Consider the following 24,939-nt stretch of genomic DNA (forward strand, 5'->3'; position numbering starts at 1 on the left):
CTTTTCTTCTTTGATCGCCGTCGTCTTCTACCGATCGGCGCCCGCGACGGCGAGCCCCGCCGAGACTGCCTCGGCCACCCCGACCAGCCGGTCGAGCAGGTCCTTTGCCTCGATCGGCCGGACCTTCATCCGGATGAACGGACAGGTCAGCGCCGCCACTGCGTCCGGCCCGTCGCGCACCGGGGCGGAGAGATCGATCACCCCTTCCGCCGTGCCGGAGGGCCGCATCACCCGCCCCGCCCGGCGGTAGCCCTCCAGCGTCGCCGCGAAGGCGTCGGCCTCGAAGGCCGGGTCCTCGGCGGCGATCCTCACGACCGTGGCCCGCCGCCGCCGTTCGCCCATGAAGGCGAGGAGGCAATGGCCCGATCCGGTCCGGATCAGGGGCTGACGGTAGCCGATCCGCACGGAAAAGCCGATATGGCTCACGCTCTCCACCCGGGCGATTACCACCATCTGGGTCTCGGACGGCACGGCGAGGTGGCAGGAATAGCCGGTTTCCTCGGCAAATCCGTGCATCAGCGGCAAGGCCACATCTATCAGCGACCGGTAGGCCGGGCGGTTGAGGCCGATGCGGAAGAGCTTGTCGGTCGCGGTCAGCCGGTCGTCGTCGCCGCGGGCGAGATAGCCGCGAGCCTCCAGCACCGCCACCATGCGGAAGATCTCCCCCTTGGTGCGCCCGATCCCGTCGGCAAGTTCCCCGAGGCTGAGGCCGTCCCTTTCGTCGGACAGACGCTCCAGGATGTCGAGGCCCTTTTCCAGGGCGGGCGCCGTGTAGCGGCGCTCGCCCGCGGCCCCGTCCACAGCCGGGACTTCGGTCGCGGAATCAGCCACTTCGGCCCGCCGTTCCGGCCCCAGGGCGTCGTCCTCGGACAAGGCGGGTGTCCTCCGGTTCGGGGTGTGTCGGGGCGACCGGCCGGCGGCGCGTCCCGGTCCTCCCGTTGACAGCGATGTTTCACAGATGCATACCCGTTTCACCAACAAAGCGAAAGCGGTCCGATGCCTCTCAACGCCGTCATCACCGGATATCGCACCCACGACGTCCGCTTCCCGACCTCCAAGGGGCTGGACGGTTCCGACGCCATGAACCCGGATCCGGACTACTCGGCCGCCTATGTGGTTCTGGAAACGTCGGATCCCGGTCTCGTCGGGCACGGGCTGACCTTCACCATCGGGCGCGGCAACGAGCTCGTGGAGGCTGCGGTCCGCCTCGTGGCGGACCGGGTCGTCGGCCAGTCGCTCGCCGCCATCGCGGCCGACATGGCGGGCTTCTGGCGGCATGTGACGGGTGACAGCCAGCTCCGTTGGCTCGGTCCCGACAAGGGGGTGATGCACCTGGCGACCGGGGCGGTGGTGAACGCGGTCTGGGACCTCTGGGGCCGGGCGGCGGGCAAGCCGGTGTGGCGGCTGATCGCCGACATGAGCCCGGAGGAGATCGTCGGGCTCATCGATTTCCGCTATCTTTCCAACATGTTGACCCGCGACGACGCGCTCGGCATCATCACTCGCGCGAAAGCCGGAGAGCCGGCCCGCCGGACCCGCCTGATGGCCGAGGGCTACCCGACCTACACCACCTCCGCCGGCTGGCTCGGCTATGACGACGACAAGATCCGCCGGCTCTGCGAGGCCGGGATCGCGGAGGGCTGGACGCATTTCAAGCTGAAGGTCGGCCGCGACCGGGCCGACGACATCCGCCGGCTCCGGCTGGTCCGGTCGGTGATCGGGGACGATAGGACGCTGATGATCGATGCCAACCAGGTCTGGGAGGTGGACGAGGCCATCGACTGGGTGCGGGATCTGGCCGAATTCCGGCCCTGGTTCATCGAGGAGCCGACCTCGCCGGACGACATCCTCGGCCACCGGCAGATCCGCGAGGCGGTCGCTCCGGTCCAGGTGGCGACCGGGGAGATGTGCCAGAACCGTATTCTTTTCAAGCAGTTCCTCCAGGCCGACGCGATCGACGTGGTGCAGATCGACGCCGCCCGGGTGGGGGGGCTCAACGAGAATCTCGCCATCATGCTGATGGCCGCCAAGGCCGGAAAGCCGGTCTGCCCGCACGCGGGCGGGGTAGGGCTTTGCGAATATGTGCAGCACCTGTCCATGATCGACTATCTGGTGATCTCCGGCACCCACGAGGGGCGGGTGGCCGAGTATGTGGACCATCTGCACGAGCACTTCGAGACGCCCTGCGTGGTGGAGCGGGGGCGCTACCGGGCGCCGCTCGATCCTGGATTCTCCATCGCCATGAAGCCGGCCTCGCTCCGCGCCCACGCGCACAGGCCGGTCTGAAGCCGCGTCGAAGCGCCTCTCGCCGTCTCACAGCCGACTGACTTCGATGTGATCGGTGCGCGATCTCGCAAACCGGAACGATGATGGGCGGTCGTTGATTATCCCTGCAACAACGGCACACGGTATCGAGTCGCCGGTTGTTTGAAATCAAATACTGGAGATAATCAGATGAACACCGCCATCAAGATTTCCGCCCTTGCCGCCGCGATTGCCTTCGGCGCTTCTTCTGCTTCGGCCGAGACGTTCCGCACGAATGCCGGCGCGGCGAATACGAACCCGAGCGAGACCACCCAGCAGGGCAACGTGACCGAGCAGCTGGCCATCCAGAACGGCACTGCCGATGGTTCGGCCGTCGGCACCAACGACGCCTGGCTCGGCCGCAGCGGCGGCGCGGCCTACGGCTCGGGCATGGGCGAAACCCGCGCGTTCGACGTCTCGCCGCGGATCTCCACGAACCCGACCGAGTCCGAGCGGGGCGACTCCACCATCGAGGAACTGCAGAAGCGCTAAGCTTTTCGCATCGGTGAACAAGAAGCGCGGTCCCTCGGGGCCGCGCTTTTTTTGTAGCCGGATGATGCGGTTCGTAGCCTGTTGTCGCCGCTCTTGTAGCGCTTCGTCGCCGATCGGCGGCGGGGCGCGTCCGCGCGCCCGGCGTCCAAGCGCGCTTCCAGCCGATGCCGACCAAGATCAAGCGGTTACGGCAAGCCCGAACGGCGCCAGGAGCGTCACCAGGAGGGCGATCTCGCCGGCGGCCATCGAGCGACTGTAGCCGATGTCAAATGTCGTAGCCTGCAGCCGCCGCAATTCCACGGTCACCCCGTGGGCGCCGGTCATCGCCACCGCCCCGATCGGGAAGGCGCCAAGGTCGAGGTCGAGCCGGACGAGGCGGCGGAGGCCGTCGACGACGTCGGGTCCGTCGAGACGGATGCGGATGTGCGCATCGGTGATGTCGATTAGCGAGGCGAGGGGGGCGAGGGCCGGGTGGAGGGCCGCGAGCCGGTCCGGGTCGCTCGCCTCGGCGATGACGCGGCCGGGGGCGAGGCGGACGAGGGTGAGCCCGTCGGCGTCGGCGCATCGGCCGACCGGCGGCAGCGGGCGGCCGAAAGCGGCGGCAAAGTTATCCTCCCCGTCCGGTCCGAGCGGGCGGCGGGCCTCGATCTGAAGGCGGGCGAGCGCGGGGGCGGGCGCCAGGATGATGCCGGTGCGGCCGGCGGGGCCGTGGTGACCCGGCGGGGGCAGCGCGTCGGCGCGCGGGCTGAGGGCGGGGTCTCGATCAGACACGGACGCGCGCTCCTTCCGGATCGACGAAGGCGGGCGGCACGATCACCACCGGAATGTCGGTGCCGCGGATGCCGTCCCAGGCCCTGACGGTCTCGCCCATGCGGTCGGGCCCATGGGTGACGAAGGCGAGGGCGATCGCATGGCCGAGGGTCGGCGACCAGACGGCGGAAGAGATCCAGCCCTGGTCGTTGGCAGCGGTCGCCGAGGCGCCGGCCGGGATCACGTGGGCGCCGGCGCGCAGGCGCGCGGCCGGGTCCACCGGCTTCAAGCCGACGAGGCGGGGCCGGCCCGGATCGGTGAGGCCCGGGCGGGCGGAGAGGACGCGGCCCACGTGGTCCTTGTCGCGGGCGAGCAGGCGGTGGAGGCCGAGGTCGTGGGCGGTGGTCTGGCCGTTGAGCTCGGCCGCCGCCGGATGGCCCTTCTCCACCCGCATGACGCCCATGGCCTCGGTGCCGTAGGCGACGATCCCGTGCGGCGCGCCGACGGCCATCACCTGCCGGATCAGCCGGTCGCCGACGCTTGCCGGGACGGCAAGTTCGAACGCCCGTTCGCCCGAGAAGGAGACGGCGGCGAGCCGCGCCTTGACGCCGCCAAGCACCGTGAGCTCGGCCGCCGCCATGGGCGGGAAGGTTTCGGCGGTGATCGGCCGGCCGTCGTCGAGGAGGGCGGCCACCACGGCCGGGGAGAGCGGGCCGGCGATGGCGAGCTGCGCCCAGGCGTCGGAGACCGCCACCACGGAAACGTCGAGGGACGGCCACAGCACCTGGCGGCAGAAGAGCATGTGCCGGTAGACGGCCGCCGCGTGGGCGGTGGAGACGGAGGCGAGGAATCGCGTCTCGGAAAAGCGGGTGACGGTGCCGTCGTCGAGGACGAAGCCGTCCTCGCGGAGCATCAGCCCATAGCGGCTGCGGCCGACCGGAATGCGGCTCGGCCGGTTGGCGTAGACCTTGTCGAGGAAAGCGCCGGCGTCCGGCCCCTCGATCTCGATCTTGCCGAGGGTGGAAACGTCGGTGACGCCGACGCCGGCGCGGACCGCCGCGACCTCCCGGTTGACGGTGGTCAGCCAGTCGGTCTCGCCGGGCAGCGGATACCACTGGGGCCGCTTCCAGGCGCCGCTGTCGAGGAAGACGGCTTTCCGCTCCTCGGCGAAGCCATGCACGGGGGTGAGGCGGACCGGCCGGAAGGCCGCGCCCCGCCGGGGACCGGCGAGCGCCCCGATGGGGAGCGGCACCACGGGCGGCCGGGCGATCGGCGCACCGGTCTCGGCGAGGCTCCGGCCGGTGAGGGCCGCCATGATGGCAAGGCCGTCCACGGTGGCGGTGCGGCCCTGGTCCGTCGCCATGCCGAGGGTGGTGTAACGCTTGAGGTGCTCGGCCGACCGGTAGCCCTCCTGGTGGGCGAGGGTCACGTCGGCGGCGGTCACGTCGTGCTGCAGGTCGACGAAGGCGGCGCTCGCCTTGCCGGGCGCCTTCGGCGTCCAGTAGGCCGCGGCCGCGCCGACGGGGGTGGGGTCCGTCGCCGGCAGGTCCGGGAGGGCGGCCGTGAGGCCGAGGTCGGCGAGGGCCGCTTGGGCGGCGGCGGCGCCGTCGCGGAGGCATGCGGCGAGATCGTAGGCGCCGTTCGCGGCACCAGCCGCCCGGATGCCGGCGACCGGGCCAGCCATCCGGTAGGCGCCGAGCGCCGGATCATAGGCCGGGCGGTCGCCGAGGTGGCTCATGAGCTGAATGGACGGGTTGAAGCCGCCGGAGACGGCGAGGAGGTCGGCATCGAGCCGGATCGTCCGGCTGTCGGCGACCACGTCGACGCCGGTGAGCGCCGGCCGGCCGCGGGTGCCGGCAAGGGCGGCGCCGGTGACGACCCGGGTGGCGGCGGCCACCGCCTCGAAGCCGGTCGGTGCCGCCTGGCGCGTGTCCACCACGGCCGCGACCGAGACGCCGGCGGCGAGGAGGTCGCGGGCGAGGACCCAGCCGGCGTCGGTCGCCGTCGCCACCACGGCGCGCCGGCCGGCGGCGACCGCGTGGCGGTGGAGGTAGGTGGAGACCGCGCCGGCCAGCATGACGCCCGGCCGGTCGTTGCCGGCAAACACCAGCGGCCGTTCCACCGCCCCGGCGGCGGCGACGGCGCGGCGGGCGACGATGGTCCAGAGCGTGTGGCGCGGACCGGCTGTCGCCGGTCCGCCGTCCGGTCCGGCGTGCCGCTCCAGAGCGAGCCAGAGGCCGCCGTCGTGGACGGAGGAGACGCCGGTGCGGGTGAGCACGGTGACGGTAGGGAGGGCGGCGAGTTCGGCCGCGACGGTGGCGGCGAAGGCCGGGCCGTCGGCGTCGTCGAGGCTGACCTTTTCGGCGAGCAGCCGGCCGCCGAGGCGGACGTCCTCCTCGGCGAGCACCACCCGGGCGCCGGCCCGGCCGGCGGCGAGCGCCGCCATCAGGCCGGCGGGACCGGCGCCGACCACGAGAAGGTCGCAGTGGAGGGTGGCGTGGGCGTCGCGGTCCGGGTCCGGCAGGCCGGACGCGCGGCCGAGGCCGGCGGCGCGGCGGATCAGCGGCTCGTAGACCGTCTCCCAGAAGCGGGCCGGCCACATGAAAGTCTTGTAGTAGAAGCCGGCCGCGAACACCGGCTTCATGAGGCCGTTGACGGCCATCAGGTCGAACCGGAGCGACGGCCAGCGGTTCTGGCTGGCGGCTTCAAGGCCGGCGTGGAGTTCGACCGTGGTGGCCTTCACGTTCGGCTCGCGGCGGGCGCCCGTGCCGATCTCCATGAGGGCGTTCGGCTCCTCCTGGCCGGCGCCGAGGAGGCCGCGCGGCCGGTGGTACTTGAACGAGCGGCCGACGACCGAAACGCCGTTGGCAAGGAGCGCCGAGGCGAGGGTGTCGCCGGCAAGGCCGGTGAGCGGCCGGCCGTCGAAGCGGAAGGGGATGGGGCGGGCGCGGTCGACAAGGCCGCCGGCGGGGAGGCGATGGCCGGTCACGGGGCAGCCTCCGGGGCGGCGCCTTGCGCCGCTTCGAGGCTTTGCGCCGCCTCGTCCGTTCCGGCCGACGTCACCGACAGGATGGCGTGGGTGCGGGTGTCGCGGACGACCGTCAGCCAGTGCTGGCAGCCGGCGCCGTGGAACCAGTGCTCCGCCTGGGGGCCGGCCGGGTTCTCGCGCTCGTAGACATAGGCCGCGAAGGCGGCGACGGCCGCTTCGCCGTCGAGGTCGGCGACGGCGACCACCGGGCGGGCGCGGGCGGCGCCGAGCACGGAGAATTCGCCGAGGTCGCGGGGGCCGCAGAAGGGGCAGGGGATCAGCATCGGCGCGGGGGCTCTCGAGACGCTTCTTGTGGGGTCAATGCAGGTTGGGCGTCGCGCCGGCGCCCTTCTCGTCGATCACCCGGCCGCTTGAAAAGCGGTCGAGCCGGAGGGCGGCGGCATCCGGGTGGAGCTCGCCCGTCGCCAACAGGTGGGCGAAGCACCAGCCGGAGGCGGGCGTCGCCTTGAAGCCGCCGTAGCACCAGCCGGCGTTGAGGAAGAGGCCTTCCACCGGCGTGCGGTCGATGATGGGCGAGCCGTCCTGGCTCATGTCCATGATGCCGCCCCAGGAACGCAGGATCTTCAGCCGGCCGAGCATGGGCATGACCGCCATGGCGCAGGCGGCCACGTCCTCGGCGACCGGAAGGCCGCCGCGCTGGGCGTAGGACGGGAAGGGGTCGAGGTCGCCGCCGAACACGAGGCCGCCCTTGTCCGACTGGCTGATGTAGAAGTGGCCGGCGCCGAAGGTCACCACCGTGTCGAGGAGCGGCTTTATGCCCTCCGACACGAAGGCCTGCAGCACGTAGCTCTCGATCGGCAGGCGGAGGTCCGCCATGGCGGCGAGGCGCGACGTGTTGCCGGCGACCGCAAGGCCGACCGTGCCGGCGCCGATGAAGCCGCGCGTGGTTTCCACGCCGACGACGCGGCCGTTCTCGCGGCGAAGGCCGGTGACCTCGCAGCCCTCCACGATGTCCACCCCGCGCCGGTCGGCGCCGCGGGCATAGCCCCACACCACCGCGTCGTGGCGGGCGGTGCCGCCGCGCCGCTGCAACAGGCCGCCCTCGATCGGGAAGCGGGCGTTGTCGAAGTCGAGCATCGGCACCATGGCGCGGACCTGGTCCCGGTCGAGGAGGTCCGCGTCGACGCCGTGGAGGCGGAGGGCGTTGCCGCGGCGCACGTAGGCGTCGCGCTGGCCGTCCGAGTGGTAGAGGTTGAGGACGCCGCGCTGGCTGACCATGGCGTTGAAGTTGAAGTCCTGCTCCAGCCCCTCCCAGAGCTTCATGGAGCGCTCGTAGAACGGGATGTTGCCGGGCAGGAGATAGTTGGAGCGGATGATGGTGGTGTTGCGGCCGGCGTTGCCGGAGCCGATCCAGCCCTTCTCCAGCACCGCCACGTTGGTGATGCCGAACACCTTGGCGAGATAGTAGGCGGTGGCGAGCCCGTGGCCGCCGCCGCCGACAATGACCACGTCGTAGCGCGGCTTCGGCGCCGCCTTCCGCCAATGGGGCGTCCAGCCGGTGTGACCGGAAAGGGCGTTCTTGAGGAGGGCGGCGGCGGAGAACATCGGCGGGCGGCGGGTCCGGGGCGAGGGGCGGGAAGCGTCAGCAGTCGAGGGTGGTCTGGCGTTCCCAGTCGGTCAGGTGGCGGGCGTAGGCGTCCCACTCCTGCCGCTTCAGCTTGGCGTAGGCCTTGGTGAAGCCGGCGCCGAGGGCGTCCTGGAGCGCGGTGCTCGCCTCGAAGGCGCGGAGCGCATCGAGAAGGTTGAGCGGCAGGCGCTTCACGTCGCCGGCGAGATGCGCGTCCTCGTACATGTTGATGTCGAGGCGGGGGCCGGGGTCGAGCCCGCGCGCCATGCCGTCGAGGCCGGCGGCGAGGATGGCGGCCTGGAGGAGATAGGGGTTGGCGGCGCCGTCGGCGAGTCGCACCTCGAATCGCCCCTCGTCGGGAATGCGCACCATGTGGGTGCGGTTGTTGCCGGTGTAGCTGACGGCGTTCGGCGCCCAGGTGGCGCCGGAGACCGTGCGCGGGGCATTGAGGCGCTTGTAGCTGTTCACCGTCGGGTTGGTGAGGGCGCAGAAGGCGTCCGCGTGGGCGAGGATGCCGCCGAGGAAGCGGTAGCCGAGGTCGGAGATGCCGAGGGTGCCGGCCGGGTCGTGGAAGAGGTTGCGCTCGCCGGCCCAGAGCGACACGTGGGCGTGGCAGCCCGAGCCGGTGAGACCGGAGAAGGGCTTCGGCATGAAGGTGGCGCGCAGGCCGTGCTTCTCGGCGACGGACTTCACCATGTACTTGAAGAAGGCGTGCCGGTCGGCGGTGACGAGGGCGTCGTCATAGGCCCAGTTCATCTCGAACTGGCCGTTGGCGTCCTCGTGGTCGTTCTGGTAGGCCTCCCAGCCGAGCGCCAGCATGGCGTCGCAGATCTCGGTGATGACGTCGTAGCGGCGCATCAGGGCGGACTGGTCGTAGCAGGGCTTCTCCTGGCCGTCGGCGCCGTCGGCGATGGCCTTGCCGTCGGCGGAGATGAGGAAGAACTCGCACTCGACGCCGGACTTCATCTGGACGCCCTGGTCCGCCGCCGCCGCGATGGCGCGCTTCAGGACCGCGCGCGGCGCCTGCTCCACCGTCTTGCCGGCCATTACGAGGTCGGAGGCGAGCCAGCCCACCTCCGGCTTCCAGGGGAGCTGGATGAGGCTCGCCGGGTCCGGCACGGCGAAGAGGTCCGGGTCGGCCGGCGTCATGTCGAGCCAGGTGGCGAAGCCGGCGAACCCGGCGCCCGCCACCGCCATGCCGTCGATGGCCGCGGCCGGCACGAGCTTCGCCCGCATGGTGCCGAAGAGGTCGGTGTAGGAAATCAGGAAATACTTGATGCCGCGCTCGCGCGCGATCTCGGACAACAGCATGCGTCCCGCGGCCAAGGCCGCCCCCCTCTTCACCGGGGGCTCTCCCGAAGCCCGCGGATCGGTCCCTGCTCTGGCGCGGCGGGCGGGATTGGCCCCGTCTCTCGCCGCATGGATGGTCGATCCGGACGGGGCGCGCGAAGGGCCGCCGCCGTCCGGGGTATGCGTGTCGTTCGTCCCGGCGCCCGACGACAAGAGCTGCCCGCTTGGGCGTCGGCGTCAGGTGCCGCCCTGGCCGGGGATCCAGCTGGTGCCGGCGAGCGGCACGCCCGCCATGGCGGCAGCCTCCACCGTGAGGGCGACGAGGTCCTCCGGCTCCAGGTTGTGCACGTGGCTCTTGCCGGCGGCCCGCGCGATGGTCTGGCATTCCAGCGTCATCACGGAGAGGAAGTTGGCGAGCCGCCGGCCGCCGGCGACCGGGTCGAGCCGGCGGGCGAGCTCCGGGTTCTGGGTGGTGATGCCGGCCGGGTCGTTGCCCTCGTGCCAGTCGTCGTAGGCGCCCGCCGTGGTGCCGAGCGCCTGGTACTCGGCCTCGTAGCGCGGGTCGTTGTCGCCGAGGGCGACGAGGGCGGCGGTGCCGATGGAGACGGCGTCGGCGCCCATCGCCAAGGCCTTGGCCATGTCGGCGCCCGAGCGGATGCCGCCGGAGACGACGAGCTGCACCGTGCGGTGCATGCCGAGGTCCTGCAGCGCCTTCACGGCCGGCCGGATGGCGGCGAGGATGGGGATGCCCACGTGCTCGATGAAGACGTCCTGGGTCGCCGCCGTGCCGCCCTGCATGCCGTCGAGCACCACCACGTCGGCGCCGGACTTCACGGCGAGCGCCGTGTCGTAGTAGGGCCGGGAGGCGCCGACCTTCACATAGATGGGCTTCTCCCAGTCGGTGATCTCGCGCAGTTCCGCGATCTTGATGGCGAGATCGTCCGGGCCGGTCCAGTCCGGGTGGCGGCAGGCGGAGCGCTGGTCGATGCCCTCCGGCAAGGTCCGCATGGCGGCGACCCGGGGGCTGATCTTCTGGCCGAGGAGCATGCCGCCGCCGCCCGGCTTGGCGCCCTGGCCGACCACCACCTCGATGGCGTCGGCACGGCGAAGATCGTCCGGGTTCATGCCGTAGCGGGACGGCAGGTACTGGTAGACCAGGATGGACGAATGGCCGCGCTCCTCCGCCGTCATGCCGCCGTCGCCGGTGGTGGTGGAGGTGCCGGCGAGCGTCGCGCCCCGGCCGAGCGCCTCCTTGGCCTCCGCCGAGAGCGACCCGAAGCTCATGCCGGCGATGGTGACGGGGATCTTCAGCGTGACGGGCTTGGAGGCGAACCGGCCGCCGAGCACCACGTCGGTGCCGCAGCGCTCCCGGTAGCCTTCCAGCGGATAGCGGCTGATGGAGGCGCCGAGGAAGAGGAGGTCGTCGAAGTGCGGGACCTTGCGCTTGGCGCCGCCGCCGCGGATGTCGTAGATGCCGGTCGCCGCCGCCCGGCGGATCTCCGACAGGGTGTGCGGGTCGAAGGTCGCCGAGAAGCGCGGCAGGGTGCGCGGCGGACGGGAATGGTCGGTCATGGCGCCCGCGCTCCTCAGTAGGCCGACGCGTTGTCGACGTGGAAATGGTAGAGCGCGCGCGCCGAGCCGTAGCGGCGGAAGGACGTGACGTCCACCTCGCCGGCAAGGCCCGCGGCGGCGAGCTTTTCGTGGATTTCCGCAAGGTGGCGGTCCTCCATGGGCTTCTCCACGCAGTCGGCGCCAAGGCTCGCCACGCCGCCGCGCACATAGAGCCGCGCCTCGTAGAGGCTGTCGCCGAGCGCCTCGCCGGCATCGCCGAAGACAAGGAGCGTGCCGGCCTGGGCCATGAAGGCCGACATGGGGCCGACGCTCCCCTTCACCACGATGTCGACGCCCTTCATGGAGATGCCGCAGCGGGCCGAGGCGTTGCCGTCGATGCGGAGAATCCCCCCGTGGGCGGTGGCGCCGGCCGACTGGCTGGCATCGCCCGTCACATGGACGAAGCCCGACATCATGTTTTCCGCCACGCCGACGCCGGCGCTGCCGTGGACGATGACGGTCGCCTTACTGTTCATGCCGGCGCAGTAGTAGCCGGCGTTGCCGTGCACCTCCACGGTCACCTCCGCGTCGAGGCCGGCCGCAAGGGCGTGGGCGCCGCGCGGGTTGAGGACGCGCACGTGCCGGTGGTTGGAGCCGGGGCCGAGCGCGTGCAGCGCCCGGTTGAGGGCGCGGAGCGGCACGGCGGCGAGATCCACCTCGTCCAGGCTTTCAAGCGCCACGGGGTGAGCGAGGCTCGTCATGCGGCGCGGTCCCAGAAGTAGACGGTGGCGGGCTCCGGCTCGAACACGCGGGCGGTCTCGATGCCGGGCAGCACGGTGAGGGCGCGGAACTCCGAGCCGAACGCCACGTAGCGGTCGGTCTCGGCCATCACGGCCGGCTTGCAGGCGATCGGGTCGCGGAGGACGCCGAAGCCGGTCTCGGTGCCGACCACGAAGGTGTAGAAGCCGTCGAGGTCCTTCAGCGAGGCTTCCAGCGCCGCGCCGAGGCTGTCGCCGGCCTGCAGCCGCCAGGTGAGATAACCGGCCGCCACCTCCGTGTCGTTCTCGGTGCGGAAGGCGATGCCCTCGCGCATCAGCCGGCGGCGGACGAGATTGTGGTTGGAGAGCGAGCCGTTGTGCACCAGGCACTGGTCCGGCCCGGTGGAATAGGGGTGGGCGCCGTCGGTGGTGACGGCGGATTCGGTCGCCATGCGGGTGTGGCCGATGCCATGGGTGCCGCGCATGGCCGGAAGGTCGAACGCGGCCGAGACCGCCTTCGGCAGCCCGACTTCCTTGTAGACCTCCATGTGGCTGCCGACCGAGGCCACCATGACGCCCGGAACGAGGACGGGGAGTTCGGCAAGCGCCGCCTCGACCTTGTCCTTCGGCACCCGGATCACCGCGTGCGAGCCGCGGCGCTGGAGCGCGACGGGACCGCCGATCGTGGTGGCGAGCGCCGAGCGCAGGCAGTCCGATCCGGTGCCGGCGGGCAGGCGGACCGTGATCTTGGTCTCGTCGTCGCTGCCGTCGCCGTAGATGGCAAAGCCCGCGCTGTCCGGCCCGCGGTCGGTCATCACCTCCAGCATGGCGGCGAGAAGCCGGCCGAGCTCCGGTTCGAGGGCGGGGTCCTTCAGGAACAATCCGACGATGCCGCACATGGCGATGACGCTTTCGATGATTTCTTGTGGGGAAAGTAGAGTGATGGGGAGGAATGGTCAAGAGGGTTGGGGGAGGGGGCGGTGCGTCGGATGCGGGGCGGTGGGGCGCGCCGCGGTTCGGCGGGGGCGCAGCCGTCCTGCCGCCGCGATCCTCATGGTCCGGTTCGGGCGGACCCGCCATGCTTTTCTTGAGGCGGCGGCGCGGTCCAATGCGTGGGTGGTCCGGCTGAACCGGACCATGACGAGGGAGGAGGAGGGGGGACGGGTGGTGCGGGTTCTGGGACGAGGTATCCGAGCTCGTTCGTTGGTGGCGCCGGCCGCCGTACCGCTTCGACGGGCCGTCCCGTCGCGTCGATGCGCCGTCCTTGATCGTCATCCCGGTGAAAGCCGGGATCCAGCCGACGGTGCAGGAGAAGCACCGGCGCAAACGTCATCGACGTCGGTTGGGCCCCGGCTTTCGCCGGGGTGACGGCCTGGGGAGGGGGATCGGTTCGTGCTGCCGCGGGGGCCGTCCTCCAAACGCTCCGCCACCCTCCTCCGCGCTGCTATCGTCACAGCCGGACATCAATCCTTCGGGTAGATGATGATCGAAAGATACGTCATCGGCTTTTCGATCAGCTCTTCCGGGCCGTGCGGGGCGCCGGCGTCGAAGAAGAGGGTGTCGCCGGGGGAGAGGGTGTAGGTCTTGTCGGCGTGGCGATAGGTGACGCGGCCGGTGAGCATGTGGATGAGCTCGATGCCGGCGTGCTGGAAGGCCGTGTAGGGCTGGGCCTCCTCGGTCAGGGTGATGAGGTAGGGCTCCACCACGATGTCGCCGCCGAGCGAGTGGCCGAGGAGCTGGTAGTGGTGGCCGGCCTTGGTGCCGCGGCGCTCGATGGAGACGCCCTGGTCGGCCTTCACGAACGAGCAGTCGCGCCGCTCCTCGTAGGCGGCGAAAAGGGCCGAGATGGGCACGTTCAGCGCCTTGGCGACCGCGTTCAACGTGGAGAGCGAGGCGGAGATCTGGCCGTTCTCGATCTTCGACATCATGCCGGGCGAGATGTCGGCGGCGGCCGCGAGCTCGGCGGCGGTGATGTCGAGGCGCTTGCGCTGCTGGCGGATCTGGGCGCCGATCGCCTGCTCCAGGGTGTGGTTCGGCACGTCCGGCGCGCCGGAGCCGGTCACCAGGTCCGCCGCGCCCGGCGCCGTCGCCTCGATCGTCATGGTGTCGCCTCCCGCTCGAACCGAACCCCTTGAAGGTGTCAGCCGCCCACCAGCCAGGCCGGATCGAAATAGCGGTCGGCCGGGCCGTCGTAGGGCAGGCGGGTGATGTCCCACACCTTGATCAGATGCGCGTAGGACGCCCACACGGCCGGGCCGCCGCCGACGAAGATGCGCCGGCCCTCGAAGCGGGCGATCACCTCCTCCGGCACCATGTGGGAGCGGATCTCGAAGAGGGTCCGCTCCTTGGCCGCCCAGGCGGGCACGGACCCGATGGTGCGCGGGCCGGCGATCAGCACGTGGCCGCGGGTGAGCTCGAAGAAGCGCTCCACGTCGGCCACGAACTCCGGCCGGGTGTCGCCCTCCCAGGGCAGCCAGCCGTCGAGCCCGAGCTGGCCTCGCAGCCCGATCGCGCACATGGACCGTACGTCGGCCATCGTCATCCTCCGTTCGTGGTGGGGCCGAGCATGGGGCGCCCACCGCCCGTTGGCAACCGGAAGCGCCGTCGCGGCGGCGACGAGGGCCGACCGCCCGTCCCCTGGCGAAAGCACGGACTCCGGCGGGGATTGCGCGCGAATGTCGCGGACGCGACGCAGACCGCGTGTCACAGGCACCGCGAGGCATTCGGCCATTGTAGCGGCAGGCCGGTCCGTCCTAGTCTTGGGGAAAGGTCCGCGCCGGGGAGGGTGACGGGCCGCGTCGACGCCTTGTCGGGTTCGCCGAGGGAAGCGGGTCCGGCCCTGGAAAAGGGCGCGACGAGGGGAGGATGCGCATGAACGGCCTTGTGACGATGGACGGTCCGCGATGGACCGGGTGACGATGGACGTCGCGGATCAGCCGGAGGCGATTCGCGAGCGGGTGGCCACGCTGGTGCGGGCGCTCGAAAGCGGCATCGTGGGGCGGACGCCGCTTCTGGAGCGGCTGGCGGTGGCCATGCTGGCCGGCGGCCACGTGCTGGTGGAGGGCGCGCCGGGCCTTGCCAAGACCCGCGCCGTGAAGGCTCTGGCGGCGCACCTGGAGGCGAGCTTCGCGCGCATCCAGTGCACGCCGGACCTGATGCCGGCGGACCTCACCGGCACGCCCGTGTGGCGGCCGGATTCGGGCTCCTTCGTGTTCGTGGCCGGGCCGCTGTTCCACGGGCTGGTGCTCGTCGACGAGATCAACCGCGCGCCGCCGAAGGTGCAGTCGGCCCTTCTGGAGGCGATGGCCGAGGGGCAGGTGACCGCCGGCGGCGTGACCCACGCCCTGCCGGACCCCTTCATGGTGGTGGCGACCCAGAACCCCATCGAGCACGAGGGCACCTTTCCCCTGCCCGAGGCGCAGATGGACCGCTTCTTCTTCCACGTCAGCGTGGATTTCCCCGACATGGCCGCCGAGCGGGCGATCCTCGACCTCGTGGAGCGCGAGACGATCACCCCGCCGGCCGCCCCGGTGCGGCCGCTGACGGTGGCGGAGATCCACGCGGCGCGGGACCTTGCCATGCGCACCCACCTCGCCCCGGCGCTGAAGGACTTCATCGTCCGCCTCGTCATGGCGACGCGCGACGGCACGGCGGACGGGCCGGCCGGCACGGTGGTGCAGCACCCGGTGTCGCCGCGCGGAACGCTGTCGCTGGCGCTCGCCGTGAAGGCGCGGGCCTGGCTCGCCGGCCGCGACTACGGCACACCGGAGGACGTGCGGGCGCTCGCCGCCGACTGCCTCGCCCACCGGCTGGTGCTGACCTGGCGCGCGACGGCCGAGGGAGAGACACCGCGCAAGGTGATCGCGCAGCTCCTCGACCGCGTGACCCCCCTCTGACGGGGAGCGCGCCCATGCAGGACGCCGACGACAAGGGTACCACGGTCGATCCGGAGCGGCTTCTCGGCCTGCGCTTCGTGGCGGCCGAGGCGCGGCGGGCGGCGCGGCGGCGCACGTCGGCGACGCCGGGGCCGTTCGTGACGCGCCGGCGCGGCCGGGGCAGCGAGACCGACGACGTGCGCACCTGGTCGCACGGCGACGACATCCGCCACATCGACCGCAACGTGACCGCCCGCACCGGCGAGCCGCACGTGCGCACCTTTCGCGACGAGCGGGAGCGGACGACGCTGCTCGTCGCCGACTTCCGGCCGGCCATGCTGTTCGGCACCCGCCGGGCCTTCCTGTCGGTCGCCGCCGCCGAGGCGCTGGCGCTCGCCGGCTGGTCGGCGAACGCGGACGGCGGGCGGGTGGGGCTCTACGCGGTGTCGGCCGGCGAGCCGGTGTTCGTGAAGCCGGCGCCCGGCGATCGGGCCATGGTGGCGGCGATCGGCGGGCTCGCACGGGCGCACCGGCGGGCGCTTTCAGCCGTGGCGGCGGGCGGAGAGGCGACGGGGGACGGCGGCCTCTCGGTGCCGGGGCTGGAGGCGGCGCTGGAGAACGCCGCCCGCATGCTGCCGCCGGGCGGCACCCTGGTGCTGGCGAGCGGGCTGGACGGGGCGGACGAGGCCTTCGACACGGCGGCGCGGCGGGTGACGCAGCGGGTGGACCTCGACGTGCTCGTCCTCAGCGACGCCTTCGAGCGGGTGCCGCCGAGGGGCGTCTACCCGTTCCAGGCGCCGGACGGGCGGCGCGCGGTCGGCCTCATCGACGGGCCGCCGCGCACCGGCGACGGGCGGGTGGAGCGGATGCGGGCGCTCGGTGCCCGGGCGCTGCTCCTTCCCGCCGAGGCGTCGCCGGAGACGATCGCCCACCAGATGGAGGGGCTCGATGCCGGACGGGTCTGATCCCCTGGCGCTGATGCGGCCCGATCGCTGGCCGGCGCCGCCCGCGGGGCTTTCCACCGCCGACCTGGTGTTCGCCGCCATCGTCGGCCTGGCCGTCGGGCTGCTGATCGCCGCCCTGGTGGCGCTTCTCCGCCGCCGGCCGCCCGCGCGGCCGCGGACGGCGGCGCTGGCGGCGCTGAAGGCCGCCGGCGCGCTGCCGCCGGCGGAGCGGCTCGCCGCCGAGGCACAGGCGCTCCGGCAGTACGCGGCGGCGGTGGCCGGCGAGGATGCGGCGCGGCTGGAGGGCGAGGCCTGGCTCGCGACGCTCGACCATTTGTTCGCCACCACGCTCTTCACGGCAGGTGACGGGCGGCGGCTGGTGGACGGGCTCTACCGGCCGGACGGGGCGGTGCCGGTGGGCGCGCCGCTGATCCGGCTCGTCGGCAAGCGGGGGCGCTGAGCGATGGAGGTCTTCGCCACGCCGCTCGCCCTCCTCCTTGCGCCGCTGCCGCTGCTCGCGAGCCGCCTGATGCCGCCGGCGGCGGCTGGCGCTGCCCTCGTCACCGTGCCGGCGGCGGTGGCGGCGGCGCTGACCGAGGGCGAGGCGCGCGCCGCCCGCCGGCAGCGGCTGAACCGGCTCGTCGCCTGGCTCGCCTGGCTTTTCCTGGTGATCGCCCTCGCCGGGCCGCAGCGCATCCTGCCGGCGGCGGCGCTGCCGGCGAGCGGGCGCGAGATCATGCTGGTGCTCGACCTCTCCGGCAGCATGGAGGCGCGCGACTTCACCCTCGACGGCGCCAAGGTCCGGCGCATCGACGCCGTGAAGGCGGTGTCGGCGGCCTTCCTGCGCGGCCGGGCGGGTGACCGGGTGGGGCTCGTCTACTTCGCCGAGCAGGCCGAGGTGGCGGCCGTGCCGACCTTCGACGTGGAGGCGGTGGCGTCGGCGCTGGAGAGCGCCGGCATCGGCGACCTCGGCCGCTCCACCGCCATCGGCGACGGGCTCGGCCTTGCCATCAAGCGGCTGAAGGAGAGCACGGCGCCGAGCCGGGTGGTGGTGCTCCTCTCCGACGGCACCAGCACGGCCGGCGCCGTCAAGGCCGAGACGGCGGCGGCGCTCGCCCGCGGGCTCGGCATCAAGGTGCACACCATCGCGCTCGGCACCATGGCGCGGCTGGAGGGATCGGACGGCGCCGGCAGCCTCGTCGACGCGGCCACGCTGGAGGGCATCGCCACGGTGAGCGGCGGCGAGGCCTTCCAGGTGGGCAGCACCGAGGACCTCCGCGCCGTGACGGCGGCGATCGACGCCCTGGAGGGGGGGCGTGCCGCAGCGCCGCCGGTGGCGGTCGCCCAGTCGCTCTGGCCCTGGCCGGCGGGCCTTTCGCTCGCGGCTCTGGTGGGGCTGTTCCTCCTGGAAAGGCGGCGGCCATGACGAACCTTGTGCGGAGGCGGCCATGACGCTCGCCGACGGATACGCCCTTTTGCGGCCGTTCTGGCTCCTCGCCGTGCCGGCGCTGGTGCTGCTCGGCGCCCTGGTGGCGGCGCGCGGGGCGCTCGGCGACTGGCGGCGGGCGATCGACGGACCGCTTCTTTCCGCGCTGATGCGGCGCGGCGCCGTGGAGGCGCCGCCGGAGGACAGGCGGCGGCTGCCGGCGGCGCTCGCGGCGGCGGGCCTCCTGGCGCTGGCGCTCGCCGGTCCGGCGGTGGAGCGGGCGGGCGCCGACACCTTCCGCAACCTCGACGCGGTGCTGATCGGGCTCGACGTGTCGCGCTCCGCCGGGCCGACGGGCGAGCCGGTGGAGGGGCGCGTCGCCGCCCTGCAGGTGGCGGAGGCGGCCGGCACAAGGCAGGCCGGGCTGATGCTCTACGGCGGCGACGCCTATCTGGCGGCGCCCTTCACGGCGGACCGGACGGCGCTCGCCGAGCTGCTGGCCGCCGTGCGCGGCGACATGGTGCCGGAGGCCGGCAGCGCGCCGGAGCGGGCGATACGGCTGGCGATCGAGCGCTTCGACGCCGCCGCCATCACCCACGGCACGCTGGTGCTCGTGACCGACGGGGGCGGCGTCGACGAGGCGGCGCTCCAGGCCGGGCGCGACCTTGCCGCCGCCGGCCACCGGCTGGACGTGGTCTATGTGACGCCGGTGGACCGCCCGGCCAACGCGCCCGCGCCGGACGCCGGGGCGGCGGGCCGGCTGGCGGACGCGGGCGGCGGGGACGTGGCGGACGGACGGGACGCGGGCGCCATCGGCCGGCTGATGGCGACCGCCTCGGCCGACCGGGTCGGCCGCAGCGCCTTCGCGGTGCTCGCCTACACGGACATCGGGCGCTATCTGGCGGGGCTCGCCCTTCTTCCCATGCTGCTTCTCTTCCGGAGACGCCGATGAACCGCCTAGCCGTCGCCGCCGCCCTGATCGCCGGGCTCGCCGTCGCCGCCGCCGTGGCGGCGGGGCCGACCCGGATCGGCCGGCTGCTTCTCGCCGCCGGCCAGCCGGCGCTCGCCGCCGCCGTGTTCGACGACCCGGCCTGGCAGGGCGTCGCGCTCGCCGGCGCCGGCCGTCCGGCCGACGCCGCCGCGGCGCTTCGCCGGACGCGGAGCCCGGAGGCCGCCTACAATCTCGGCAACGCGCTGGCAAGGAGCGGCGACTTCGCCCTCGCGCTCGCCGCCTACGATCTGGCGCTCGCCCGCGACCCGGACGACGACGACGCCCGGCTCAACCGCGCCCTGGTGGAGCGGCTGGTGGCGGTGGCGTCCGCCGCCGCGCCGCCGCCGCCGGGCGGGCTTGCCAACAGCGGCGCCCGCATCGACCACGAGACCGGCTCCATGGACACCTCCGACCCGAACGCCAACGCGGTCTCCTCCCTCGGCGACGGCATGGTGGGCGAGCGGGAAGGCCAGAGAACCACCGAGACCGCCGGCACCAGCAACGTCAGCCGGCGCGGGGCGGCGAACGCCAGCGACACGGAGGCCGGCGAAGGCACCTCCACCGGCTCGGCCACGGACGCGGCCGGCACGGCGGCCAAGGGCGGCGGCGCCACCGACGCCGCCGCCGCCGACGAGGCGGACCGGCGCCAGCGCCGGGAGGCGGCCGCCCACCAGGAGACCGAGCAGGCGACGCTGCAATGGCTGGCCGCCATCCCGGACGATCCGGGCCGCTGGCTGCGCCTGCGCATCCAGGCGGAACGGCAGATCAGGGTGCGGGCCGGAACGGCCGTGCAGCCGGGCGGGGAGGACTGGTGATGAGAGGACGCGCGTTCCTGGACCGTCTCGCCGCGCTGGTGCTTTGCCTCGCGGCGCTTGTCGTCCCCGCCATCGCGGCCGAAGCGGCGGCGGGGCCGGCCGAGCGGCCGGCGGTGCGGCTGTGGGTGACGGTGGAGACGGCCGGGCCGGCGATCCGCCCGCAGGAGATGGTGATTCTCCGCGTGCACGGGCGCTACCACGTGCCGGTGACGCTGGAAAAGCTGGAGGATCCGACCGGACCCGGCTTCCGGCTGGTGCGCATCGGCCGCGACGTCTGGCATGACGTGTTCGAGGACGGCCTGACGGTGCGCGCCTTGTCGCGGACGGTGGCGGTGTTCCCCGAGCGGAGCGGCGAGACCGTGATCCCGCCCTTCGTGCACCACCTGACGGTGCTGAACACCAAGATGAAGACCGAGAAGATCGACGTGCCGACCGCGCCGACGGTGCTGACCGTGGCGCCGGCCGAGGGCCCCGCCGACGCCTGGTGGCTGCCGGCGCGGGCCGTGCGCGTGACGGAGACCTGGAGCGTGCCGCCGGAGGCGCTCGCCATCGGCCAGTCGACCCGGCGGACGATCGCCATCGAGGCGGACGGGGTGTTCGACGACCAGCTGCCGCCGGCCCCGTCCATGCGAGCGGACGGGCTGATCGTGTTTCCCGGCGTCACCGAGCGGAAGACCCGGATCGGGCTCGGCCAGGCGAAGGCCGAGGCCGACCTGGCGCTTCGCGAACGGTCGCTGCGCCGGCCCGGCCGCTTCGAGGAGGTGAAGAACGCCCCCGAGGGGCCGATCGCCCGGGTGGTCTACACCTGGGACATCCGGCCGGCGAGCGACCGGTCGATCGTGCTGCCGGCGGTGGAGATCCCCTGGTTCGACGTGGCCGCCGGGGTGATGCGGACCGAGACGCTGCCGCCGCGCACGGTGGCGCTGCAGGGCATGGAGCGGACCGCCGACGTGGTGGCGCTGGAGACGAAGCTCGGCATCATGGCGCCGGTCGAGGGGCGGCCGGTGACGCGGGACGGCGCGCTCGCCGTCGCGGCGACGGTGGCGGCGGCGCTGGCCGCGACGGCGGCCGGCGGGCTCGCCGGTCTGGCACTCTTCGCGCCGGGCGCGCTGCCGGCGGCCCGAGCCTCGGCGGAGCGGGCACGGCAGCGGCGGCGCGCGGCCGCCGGGCTGCGCGGGGCGGCAAGGCGCGGCGACGCGGCGGGGCTCAGCACGGCGATCGGGCGGCTGGTGGCGGACGGCGCGGTGGACGAGGATGCGCTGACGGGGCTGAAGGCCCTCGACCGGCATCTCTACGCCGAACCGCCGGGACCGGCACCGGACCTCCCGGCGATCGCCCGGGAGACGATCGCTCGATTGAAGATTTCCGGCCCGGCGCGTTGAGGCGGGCTCAGCCGAGCGGGCGGCGGCGTTCCAGATAGGCGAGGATCTGGCGGGCGCGGCGGGCGCGCCACATCCGGCGCGCGGCGGCGGACGGGGTGGTGGCCATCAGGAAGGCCGCGATGCCGACGGCGTTGGCCGCCACGTCGAGCACCGAGACCGTGTGCATGGGATTGATGATCTGCAGGATCTCGCCGGCGACGCCGATGAAGAAGGCGAGGAGGCAGGCGGCGAGCGCGCGCCGGCCCATCAGGAAGAAGAGGTTGGCGGCGAGCGCGAAGAAGAAGCCGGCGTGGATGAGCTTGTCGAACGGCTCGTCGATGCCGAGCGTGCCGACGATGCCGGCGAAGAGCCCGAACAGGCCGAGGAGCGAGAAGGCGAAGGCGGCCGTGAGCTGTTCGGCGCTGATGACGAGGCGGCTGATCATGGCGACGCGGAACTCCGGACCGGGCAGGACCGCCATCATGACCGGGGCCGGTTAACGGTCGGGTCTCGCGATCGTTCAAATGCGATGGATCTGCCGCGGTGCGGGACGGCGGCGGGCGGCATTGACAGAAGAGCGGATCGACCGGTAGGTGCGGGCCGGTGCCGCCGTCGCGGCCTTCATCGTCCGCACCCGTTCGTCGAAGAGAGGTTCCATGCCGCGTCCCCTGTCCCGCGTCACAGAGCGCACCGCCGGCCGGGGCGCGGATGCCTGGGTGCTGCATGCGCGCGCCAAGGCGGCGAAGGCGCGCGGGGAGGACGTGATCGTGCTCTCCGTCGGCGATCCGGACATGGACACGCCGGCCTTCGTGGTGGACGCCGCCGTGGCGGCGCTGCGGGCCGGCGACACCCACTACACGGAAAACCTCGGCCGCGAGCCCTTGCGCGAGGCGATCGCGGCGCGCCACGCGCGGCTTTCCGGCGAGCCGGTGACCGCCGCCCACGTGGCGGTGGCGAGCGGGGCGCAGAACGCCCTCTACATCGCCGCCCACCTCCTCCTGGAGCCGGGCGACCACGCGGTGCTGGTCGACCCGGCCTATGTGACCTATCCGGCCGTGTTCGGCGCCACCGGCGCCGCCGTCTCCTACGCCGAGCAGCCGGCGGAGACGGGCTTCCGCTTCGACGCGGAGCGGATCCGGGCGGCGATCCGGCCGGAGACGAAGGTGCTGGCCTTCGCCAACCCGAACAACCCGACCGGCGTGACCTTCACGGCGGACGACCTTGCCGCGATCGCCGCCCTCGCCGAGGCGCACGACCTCTGGGTGATCGCCGACGAGGTCTATGGCGACCTCGTGTTCGAGCGGCCCTTCGTGCCGGCGGCGTCGGTGCCGGCGCTCCGGCCGCGGCTCCTGTCGCTCGGCAGCTTCTCCAAGGCCTTCGCCATGACCGGCTGGCGCTGCGGCTACATGGTGGCGCCGCCGCACGTGGTGGAGGCGACCGGGCGGCTGGCGGTCGCCATGCTCTACGGCCTGCCGGGCTTCATCCAGGAGGCGGCGCTCGCCGCGCTCCTCGGCCACGGCGCCGTGGAGGCGGAGATGCGCGCGATCTACCGGCGCCGGCGCGACCTCGCCGTGGCGGCGCTCGCCGACGTGCCGCGGCTCAGCGCCGAGCAGCCGGAGGCGGGCATGTTCATGATGCTGGACGTGTCGGCCACGGGCCTCGACGGCGACCGGTTCGCCGCCGCGCTCTACGAGCGCGAGAAGGTGTCGGTGCTGGACGGGGCGGCCTTCTCGGACCTCTGCCGCAACCACGTGCGCCTCTCCTTCGCGGTGCACGACGACGAGCTCCTGGAGGGCTGCGCCCGCATCCGCCGCTTCGTGGCGGGGCTGAACGCCGGGCCAGGAGACGGGAATTCACCCACGTGAAATCCTGATCCCGTGCATGCCGACGGAAGAGATCGGGCTGCAGGGGCGATATTTGCCGGTCTCCGCGGTGAACTGCTCGCAGTCGCAGCATCGATTGGTCGATAAAGAGGCTTGCCTCGCCGGGCCTTTTCACTAGCATGAAAAGTCATAGGGCCGACGCGGCAGGAGGATCTGGCGATGATCGAGGGGATCGGGCGGGATGCGGAGTGGTCGCTGCCGGCGGCCTTCTATCGGGACGAGGCGCGCTACGCCCGCGAGCGCAAGATGATCTTCGAGGCCAACTGGCTTCTGTTCTCCTGGTCGGAGCGGCTCGCCGAGCCCGGCGACTACGTGACGGGCCAGCTCGCCGGCCACAGCATCTTCGCCATTCGCGGCGACGACGGCAAGGTGCGGGCCTTCCACAATGTGTGCCGGCACCGGGCCTCCGAGCTTCTGCGCGAGGAGACCGGGCGCTGCGGCAAGCTGATCGTCTGCCCCTACCATTCATGGAGCTTCAAGCGCGACGGCGCGCTCCACAAGGCGGCGGAGTTCGGCAAGGACGCCACCTTCGATCCCGACGAGTGGGGCCTCTACGCGCTCGACTGCGAGGAATGGCGCGGCCTCGTCTTCGTGCGCATCCGCCGCGAGGGGCCGTCGCTGATCGACTGGCTCGGCCCGGTGGTCGGCTTCGCGGAGCGCTTTCCGCTCGAAAAGCAGCACTATTTCACCAAGAAGGAGCGGGTGGTCGACGTCGACTGGAAGACCTACGGCGAGAACTACCTGGAGTGCTACCACTGCCGGGCCATGCACCCGGGGCTCTGCGCGACGCTCGACATCGACCGCTACGCCATCGACGTGCACGCCGAGCACGAGCTGTTCCACCTGCACGCGCCGGGGCGTGAGGAGGGCCTGACCCAGGGCACCTATCTCTACCGCTTCCCCTTCCTGATGCTGAACCTCTACGACTGGGGTTCGTCCATCGCCACGGTGGAGCCGCTGGGGCCGGGGCGGCTGAAGCACATCAACTGGTACTTCTTCGAGGACGTGAGCCCGGAGAAGGCGGAGGCCAACCAGCAGTCGGCCGACTGGTCCGCCCAGATCATCACCGAGGACCTGGACATCATCGTCGGCGTCCAGCGCAACCTCAACGCCGGCATCTACACCCGCGGCGCCCTCTCCAAGACGCACGAGCACGCGGTGATCGCCTTCGACCGGATGGCCGTGGAGGCGCTGGAACGGCCGGGCCCGCAGCGGATCGCCGCGGAATGACCCGGCCGGCGCTAGGGCCCGGCGCGCACGACGCGGCGGCGGCGGCCGACCAGCTCGGCCGCCGGCTCGGCTCGGACATCCGCGCCCTCCGCCAGGCCCGCGACATGACGCTGACCCGGCTCGCCGAGGAGACCGGCCTTTCGGTCGGCCTCCTAAGCCAGGTGGAGCGCGGGCTATCGGAGCCGAGCGTGAAGGCGCTCCACCTGATCGCCACCGCCCTCGGCACCACGGTCGGATCCTTCTTCCGCGACGCGGACGCGCCCGCGTCCGGCGGCCTCGTGGTGCGCCGGGACGCGCGCAAGCGCATCGACTACGGCGGCGGCATCCACGACGAGCTGCTGTCGCCCTCGCTCGACGGGTCGCTGGAGCTTCTCCTCTGCCGGCTGCCGCCGGGCGCCTCCAGCGGCGACGAGCCCTACGCCCACGAGGGCGAGGAGGCCGGCTACGTGCTCGCCGGCACGCTCGACCTCGACGTGGACGGGGTGATCCACCGGCTGAACACGGGCGACAGCTTCGGGTTCCCGTCCACCCGGCCGCACCGCTACCGCAACCCCGGCTCCAAGGAGACCGTGGTGGTGTGGGCCGTGACGCCGCCGAGCTACTGAGACCCGGCCGCGCGGGGACCTGTCTGTGAAAGACCGCCAAGGTGCGGT

The 24,939-nt window shown here is 72.8% G+C and carries 24 protein-coding genes; 12 read left to right on the forward strand and 12 right to left on the reverse strand.

Annotation, left to right across the window (positions count from 1 at the left end):
* Window positions 1-27 precede the first annotated feature (27 nt).
* Window positions 28-873, reverse strand: coding sequence for an IclR family transcriptional regulator (locus BUQ68_RS18885; protein ID WP_245293320.1), 846 nt, complete (start codon window positions 871-873; stop codon window positions 28-30).
* A gap of 123 nt (window positions 874-996) precedes the next feature.
* On the opposite strand from BUQ68_RS18885, the gene BUQ68_RS18890 reads away from it, so the two are divergent.
* Entirely contained in the window at window positions 997-2,286 is a 1,290-nt protein-coding gene (locus BUQ68_RS18890; protein WP_075217570.1) for an L-fuconate dehydratase, read from the forward strand.
* Between the two features lie 168 nt (window positions 2,287-2,454).
* Window positions 2,455-2,796, forward strand: coding sequence for a hypothetical protein (locus BUQ68_RS18895; protein WP_075217571.1), 342 nt, complete (start codon window positions 2,455-2,457; stop codon window positions 2,794-2,796).
* Window positions 2,797-2,973: 177 nt separating this feature from the next.
* On the opposite strand, the gene BUQ68_RS18900 is transcribed toward BUQ68_RS18895, so the two are convergent.
* From BUQ68_RS18900 to BUQ68_RS18945, 10 genes are all read right to left on the reverse strand, one after another.
* Window positions 2,974-3,567, reverse strand: a complete 594-nt coding sequence (locus tag BUQ68_RS18900; protein WP_075217572.1) for an aminomethyltransferase family protein — start codon at window positions 3,565-3,567, stop codon at window positions 2,974-2,976.
* On the reverse strand, window positions 3,560-6,535 hold the full coding sequence (locus BUQ68_RS18905) for a sarcosine oxidase subunit alpha family protein (protein WP_075217573.1): 2,976 nt from the start codon (window positions 6,533-6,535) through the stop codon (window positions 3,560-3,562). Before BUQ68_RS18905 ends, BUQ68_RS18900 begins: the two co-directional genes overlap by 8 nt.
* Window positions 6,532-6,858 (reverse strand): sarcosine oxidase subunit delta, encoded by a 327-nt coding sequence (locus BUQ68_RS18910; protein ID WP_075217574.1) that lies wholly within the window; start codon window positions 6,856-6,858, stop codon window positions 6,532-6,534. The genes BUQ68_RS18905 and BUQ68_RS18910 overlap by 4 nt, the downstream gene beginning before the upstream one ends.
* 34 nt (window positions 6,859-6,892) lie before the next feature.
* The gene (locus tag BUQ68_RS18915) at window positions 6,893-8,140 is read right to left on the reverse strand and encodes a sarcosine oxidase subunit beta family protein (protein ID WP_075217575.1); all 1,248 of its coding nucleotides are present in this window, start codon (window positions 8,138-8,140) and stop codon (window positions 6,893-6,895) included.
* Window positions 8,141-8,177: 37 nt separating this feature from the next.
* Window positions 8,178-9,473 carry a type III glutamate--ammonia ligase gene (gene glnT, locus BUQ68_RS18920; protein WP_075217576.1) on the reverse strand — a complete coding sequence of 432 codons (1,296 nt, stop codon included), beginning with the start codon at window positions 9,471-9,473 and terminating at the stop codon, window positions 8,178-8,180.
* Between the two features lie 216 nt (window positions 9,474-9,689).
* Complete coding sequence (locus tag BUQ68_RS18925) at window positions 9,690-11,024, reverse strand: FMN-binding glutamate synthase family protein (RefSeq protein WP_075217577.1); 1,335 nt, start codon at window positions 11,022-11,024, stop codon at window positions 9,690-9,692.
* Window positions 11,025-11,038: 14 nt separating this feature from the next.
* Window positions 11,039-11,764 (reverse strand): protein glxC, encoded by a 726-nt coding sequence (locus tag BUQ68_RS18930; protein ID WP_075217578.1) that lies wholly within the window; start codon window positions 11,762-11,764, stop codon window positions 11,039-11,041.
* Window positions 11,761-12,660: a class II glutamine amidotransferase gene (locus BUQ68_RS18935; protein ID WP_075217579.1), complete on the reverse strand. Its 900-nt coding sequence runs from the start codon at window positions 12,658-12,660 to the stop codon at window positions 11,761-11,763. Before BUQ68_RS18935 ends, BUQ68_RS18930 begins: the two co-directional genes overlap by 4 nt.
* 564 nt (window positions 12,661-13,224) lie before the next feature.
* The gene (locus BUQ68_RS18940; RefSeq protein ID WP_075217580.1) at window positions 13,225-13,863 is read right to left on the reverse strand and encodes a helix-turn-helix domain-containing protein; all 639 of its coding nucleotides are present in this window, start codon (window positions 13,861-13,863) and stop codon (window positions 13,225-13,227) included.
* A 38-nt stretch (window positions 13,864-13,901) separates the two neighbouring features.
* Window positions 13,902-14,297: a diacylglycerol kinase gene (locus tag BUQ68_RS18945; protein WP_075217611.1), complete on the reverse strand. Its 396-nt coding sequence runs from the start codon at window positions 14,295-14,297 to the stop codon at window positions 13,902-13,904.
* A 367-nt stretch (window positions 14,298-14,664) separates the two neighbouring features.
* On the opposite strand from BUQ68_RS18945, the gene BUQ68_RS18950 reads away from it, so the two are divergent.
* From BUQ68_RS18950 to BUQ68_RS18980, 7 genes are read left to right on the forward strand one after another with little or no spacing between them, the layout of a single operon-like run.
* Window positions 14,665-15,657 carry an AAA family ATPase gene (locus BUQ68_RS18950; RefSeq protein WP_075217581.1) on the forward strand — a complete coding sequence of 331 codons (993 nt, stop codon included), beginning with the start codon at window positions 14,665-14,667 and terminating at the stop codon, window positions 15,655-15,657.
* A gap of 14 nt (window positions 15,658-15,671) precedes the next feature.
* Entirely contained in the window at window positions 15,672-16,601 is a 930-nt protein-coding gene (locus BUQ68_RS24460) for a DUF58 domain-containing protein (protein ID WP_075217582.1), read from the forward strand.
* Window positions 16,585-17,040: a DUF4381 family protein gene (locus tag BUQ68_RS18960; RefSeq protein ID WP_075217583.1), complete on the forward strand. Its 456-nt coding sequence runs from the start codon at window positions 16,585-16,587 to the stop codon at window positions 17,038-17,040. The genes BUQ68_RS24460 and BUQ68_RS18960 overlap by 17 nt, the downstream gene beginning before the upstream one ends.
* 3 nt (window positions 17,041-17,043) lie before the next feature.
* A complete protein-coding gene (locus BUQ68_RS18965) occupies window positions 17,044-18,006 on the forward strand; it encodes a VWA domain-containing protein (RefSeq protein WP_075217584.1) in 963 nt (320 codons plus the stop codon).
* 22 nt (window positions 18,007-18,028) lie between these two features.
* Window positions 18,029-18,958 (forward strand): vWA domain-containing protein, encoded by a 930-nt coding sequence (locus tag BUQ68_RS18970; protein ID WP_075217585.1) that lies wholly within the window; start codon window positions 18,029-18,031, stop codon window positions 18,956-18,958.
* Complete coding sequence (locus tag BUQ68_RS18975) at window positions 18,955-19,812, forward strand: tetratricopeptide repeat protein (protein ID WP_075217586.1); 858 nt, start codon at window positions 18,955-18,957, stop codon at window positions 19,810-19,812. The genes BUQ68_RS18970 and BUQ68_RS18975 overlap by 4 nt, the downstream gene beginning before the upstream one ends.
* On the forward strand, window positions 19,812-21,194 hold the full coding sequence (locus tag BUQ68_RS18980; RefSeq protein ID WP_075217587.1) for a BatD family protein: 1,383 nt from the start codon (window positions 19,812-19,814) through the stop codon (window positions 21,192-21,194). The genes BUQ68_RS18975 and BUQ68_RS18980 overlap by 1 nt, the downstream gene beginning before the upstream one ends.
* 7 nt (window positions 21,195-21,201) lie before the next feature.
* Here BUQ68_RS18980 and BUQ68_RS18985 read toward each other — a convergent pair whose 3' ends face one another.
* Window positions 21,202-21,657 carry a VanZ family protein gene (locus tag BUQ68_RS18985; protein ID WP_075217588.1) on the reverse strand — a complete coding sequence of 152 codons (456 nt, stop codon included), beginning with the start codon at window positions 21,655-21,657 and terminating at the stop codon, window positions 21,202-21,204.
* 172 nt (window positions 21,658-21,829) lie between these two features.
* Between BUQ68_RS18985 and BUQ68_RS18990 the strand changes: the two genes are divergently transcribed.
* From BUQ68_RS18990 to BUQ68_RS19000, 3 genes are all read left to right on the forward strand, one after another.
* Window positions 21,830-23,038 carry a pyridoxal phosphate-dependent aminotransferase gene (locus BUQ68_RS18990; RefSeq protein ID WP_075217612.1) on the forward strand — a complete coding sequence of 403 codons (1,209 nt, stop codon included), beginning with the start codon at window positions 21,830-21,832 and terminating at the stop codon, window positions 23,036-23,038.
* A 177-nt stretch (window positions 23,039-23,215) separates the two neighbouring features.
* Window positions 23,216-24,286, forward strand: a complete 1,071-nt coding sequence (locus tag BUQ68_RS18995; RefSeq protein ID WP_075217589.1) for an aromatic ring-hydroxylating oxygenase subunit alpha — start codon at window positions 23,216-23,218, stop codon at window positions 24,284-24,286.
* Window positions 24,283-24,891 carry a helix-turn-helix domain-containing protein gene (locus BUQ68_RS19000; protein WP_075217590.1) on the forward strand — a complete coding sequence of 203 codons (609 nt, stop codon included), beginning with the start codon at window positions 24,283-24,285 and terminating at the stop codon, window positions 24,889-24,891. Before BUQ68_RS18995 ends, BUQ68_RS19000 begins: the two co-directional genes overlap by 4 nt.
* The last annotated feature ends 48 nt before the right edge of the window (window positions 24,892-24,939 follow it).

The sequence above is a fragment of the Mongoliimonas terrestris genome, from assembly GCF_001927285.1.
GTDB lineage: Bacteria > Pseudomonadota > Alphaproteobacteria > Rhizobiales > Pleomorphomonadaceae > Chthonobacter > Chthonobacter terrestris.

What these genes read in the sequence shown, in the direction of transcription:
- BUQ68_RS18890 (WP_075217570.1), top strand. Translation starts at nt 997, where the DNA reads ATGCCTCTCAACGCCGTCATCACCGGATATCGCACCCACGACGTCCGC.
- BUQ68_RS18895 (WP_075217571.1), top strand. Translation starts at nt 2,455, where the DNA reads ATGAACACCGCCATCAAGATTTCCGCCCTTGCCGCCGCGATTGCCTTC.
- BUQ68_RS18910 (WP_075217574.1), bottom strand. Translation starts at nt 6,858, where the DNA reads ATGCTGATCCCCTGCCCCTTCTGCGGCCCCCGCGACCTCGGCGAATTC.
- BUQ68_RS18915 (WP_075217575.1), bottom strand. Translation starts at nt 8,140, where the DNA reads ATGTTCTCCGCCGCCGCCCTCCTCAAGAACGCCCTTTCCGGTCACACC.
- glnT (WP_075217576.1), bottom strand. Translation starts at nt 9,473, where the DNA reads ATGCTGTTGTCCGAGATCGCGCGCGAGCGCGGCATCAAGTATTTCCTG.
- BUQ68_RS18925 (WP_075217577.1), bottom strand. Translation starts at nt 11,024, where the DNA reads ATGACCGACCATTCCCGTCCGCCGCGCACCCTGCCGCGCTTCTCGGCG.
- BUQ68_RS18930 (WP_075217578.1), bottom strand. Translation starts at nt 11,764, where the DNA reads ATGACGAGCCTCGCTCACCCCGTGGCGCTTGAAAGCCTGGACGAGGTG.
- BUQ68_RS18935 (WP_075217579.1), bottom strand. Translation starts at nt 12,660, where the DNA reads ATGTGCGGCATCGTCGGATTGTTCCTGAAGGACCCCGCCCTCGAACCG.
- BUQ68_RS18940 (WP_075217580.1), bottom strand. Translation starts at nt 13,863, where the DNA reads ATGACGATCGAGGCGACGGCGCCGGGCGCGGCGGACCTGGTGACCGGC.
- BUQ68_RS18945 (WP_075217611.1), bottom strand. Translation starts at nt 14,297, where the DNA reads ATGGCCGACGTACGGTCCATGTGCGCGATCGGGCTGCGAGGCCAGCTC.
- BUQ68_RS18950 (WP_075217581.1), top strand. Translation starts at nt 14,665, where the DNA reads ATGGACCGGGTGACGATGGACGTCGCGGATCAGCCGGAGGCGATTCGC.
- BUQ68_RS24460 (WP_075217582.1), top strand. Translation starts at nt 15,672, where the DNA reads ATGCAGGACGCCGACGACAAGGGTACCACGGTCGATCCGGAGCGGCTT.
- BUQ68_RS18960 (WP_075217583.1), top strand. Translation starts at nt 16,585, where the DNA reads ATGCCGGACGGGTCTGATCCCCTGGCGCTGATGCGGCCCGATCGCTGG.
- BUQ68_RS18965 (WP_075217584.1), top strand. Translation starts at nt 17,044, where the DNA reads ATGGAGGTCTTCGCCACGCCGCTCGCCCTCCTCCTTGCGCCGCTGCCG.
- BUQ68_RS18970 (WP_075217585.1), top strand. Translation starts at nt 18,029, where the DNA reads ATGACGCTCGCCGACGGATACGCCCTTTTGCGGCCGTTCTGGCTCCTC.
- BUQ68_RS18975 (WP_075217586.1), top strand. Translation starts at nt 18,955, where the DNA reads ATGAACCGCCTAGCCGTCGCCGCCGCCCTGATCGCCGGGCTCGCCGTC.
- BUQ68_RS18980 (WP_075217587.1), top strand. Translation starts at nt 19,812, where the DNA reads ATGAGAGGACGCGCGTTCCTGGACCGTCTCGCCGCGCTGGTGCTTTGC.
- BUQ68_RS18985 (WP_075217588.1), bottom strand. Translation starts at nt 21,657, where the DNA reads ATGATGGCGGTCCTGCCCGGTCCGGAGTTCCGCGTCGCCATGATCAGC.
- BUQ68_RS18990 (WP_075217612.1), top strand. Translation starts at nt 21,830, where the DNA reads ATGCCGCGTCCCCTGTCCCGCGTCACAGAGCGCACCGCCGGCCGGGGC.
- BUQ68_RS18995 (WP_075217589.1), top strand. Translation starts at nt 23,216, where the DNA reads ATGATCGAGGGGATCGGGCGGGATGCGGAGTGGTCGCTGCCGGCGGCC.
- BUQ68_RS19000 (WP_075217590.1), top strand. Translation starts at nt 24,283, where the DNA reads ATGACCCGGCCGGCGCTAGGGCCCGGCGCGCACGACGCGGCGGCGGCG.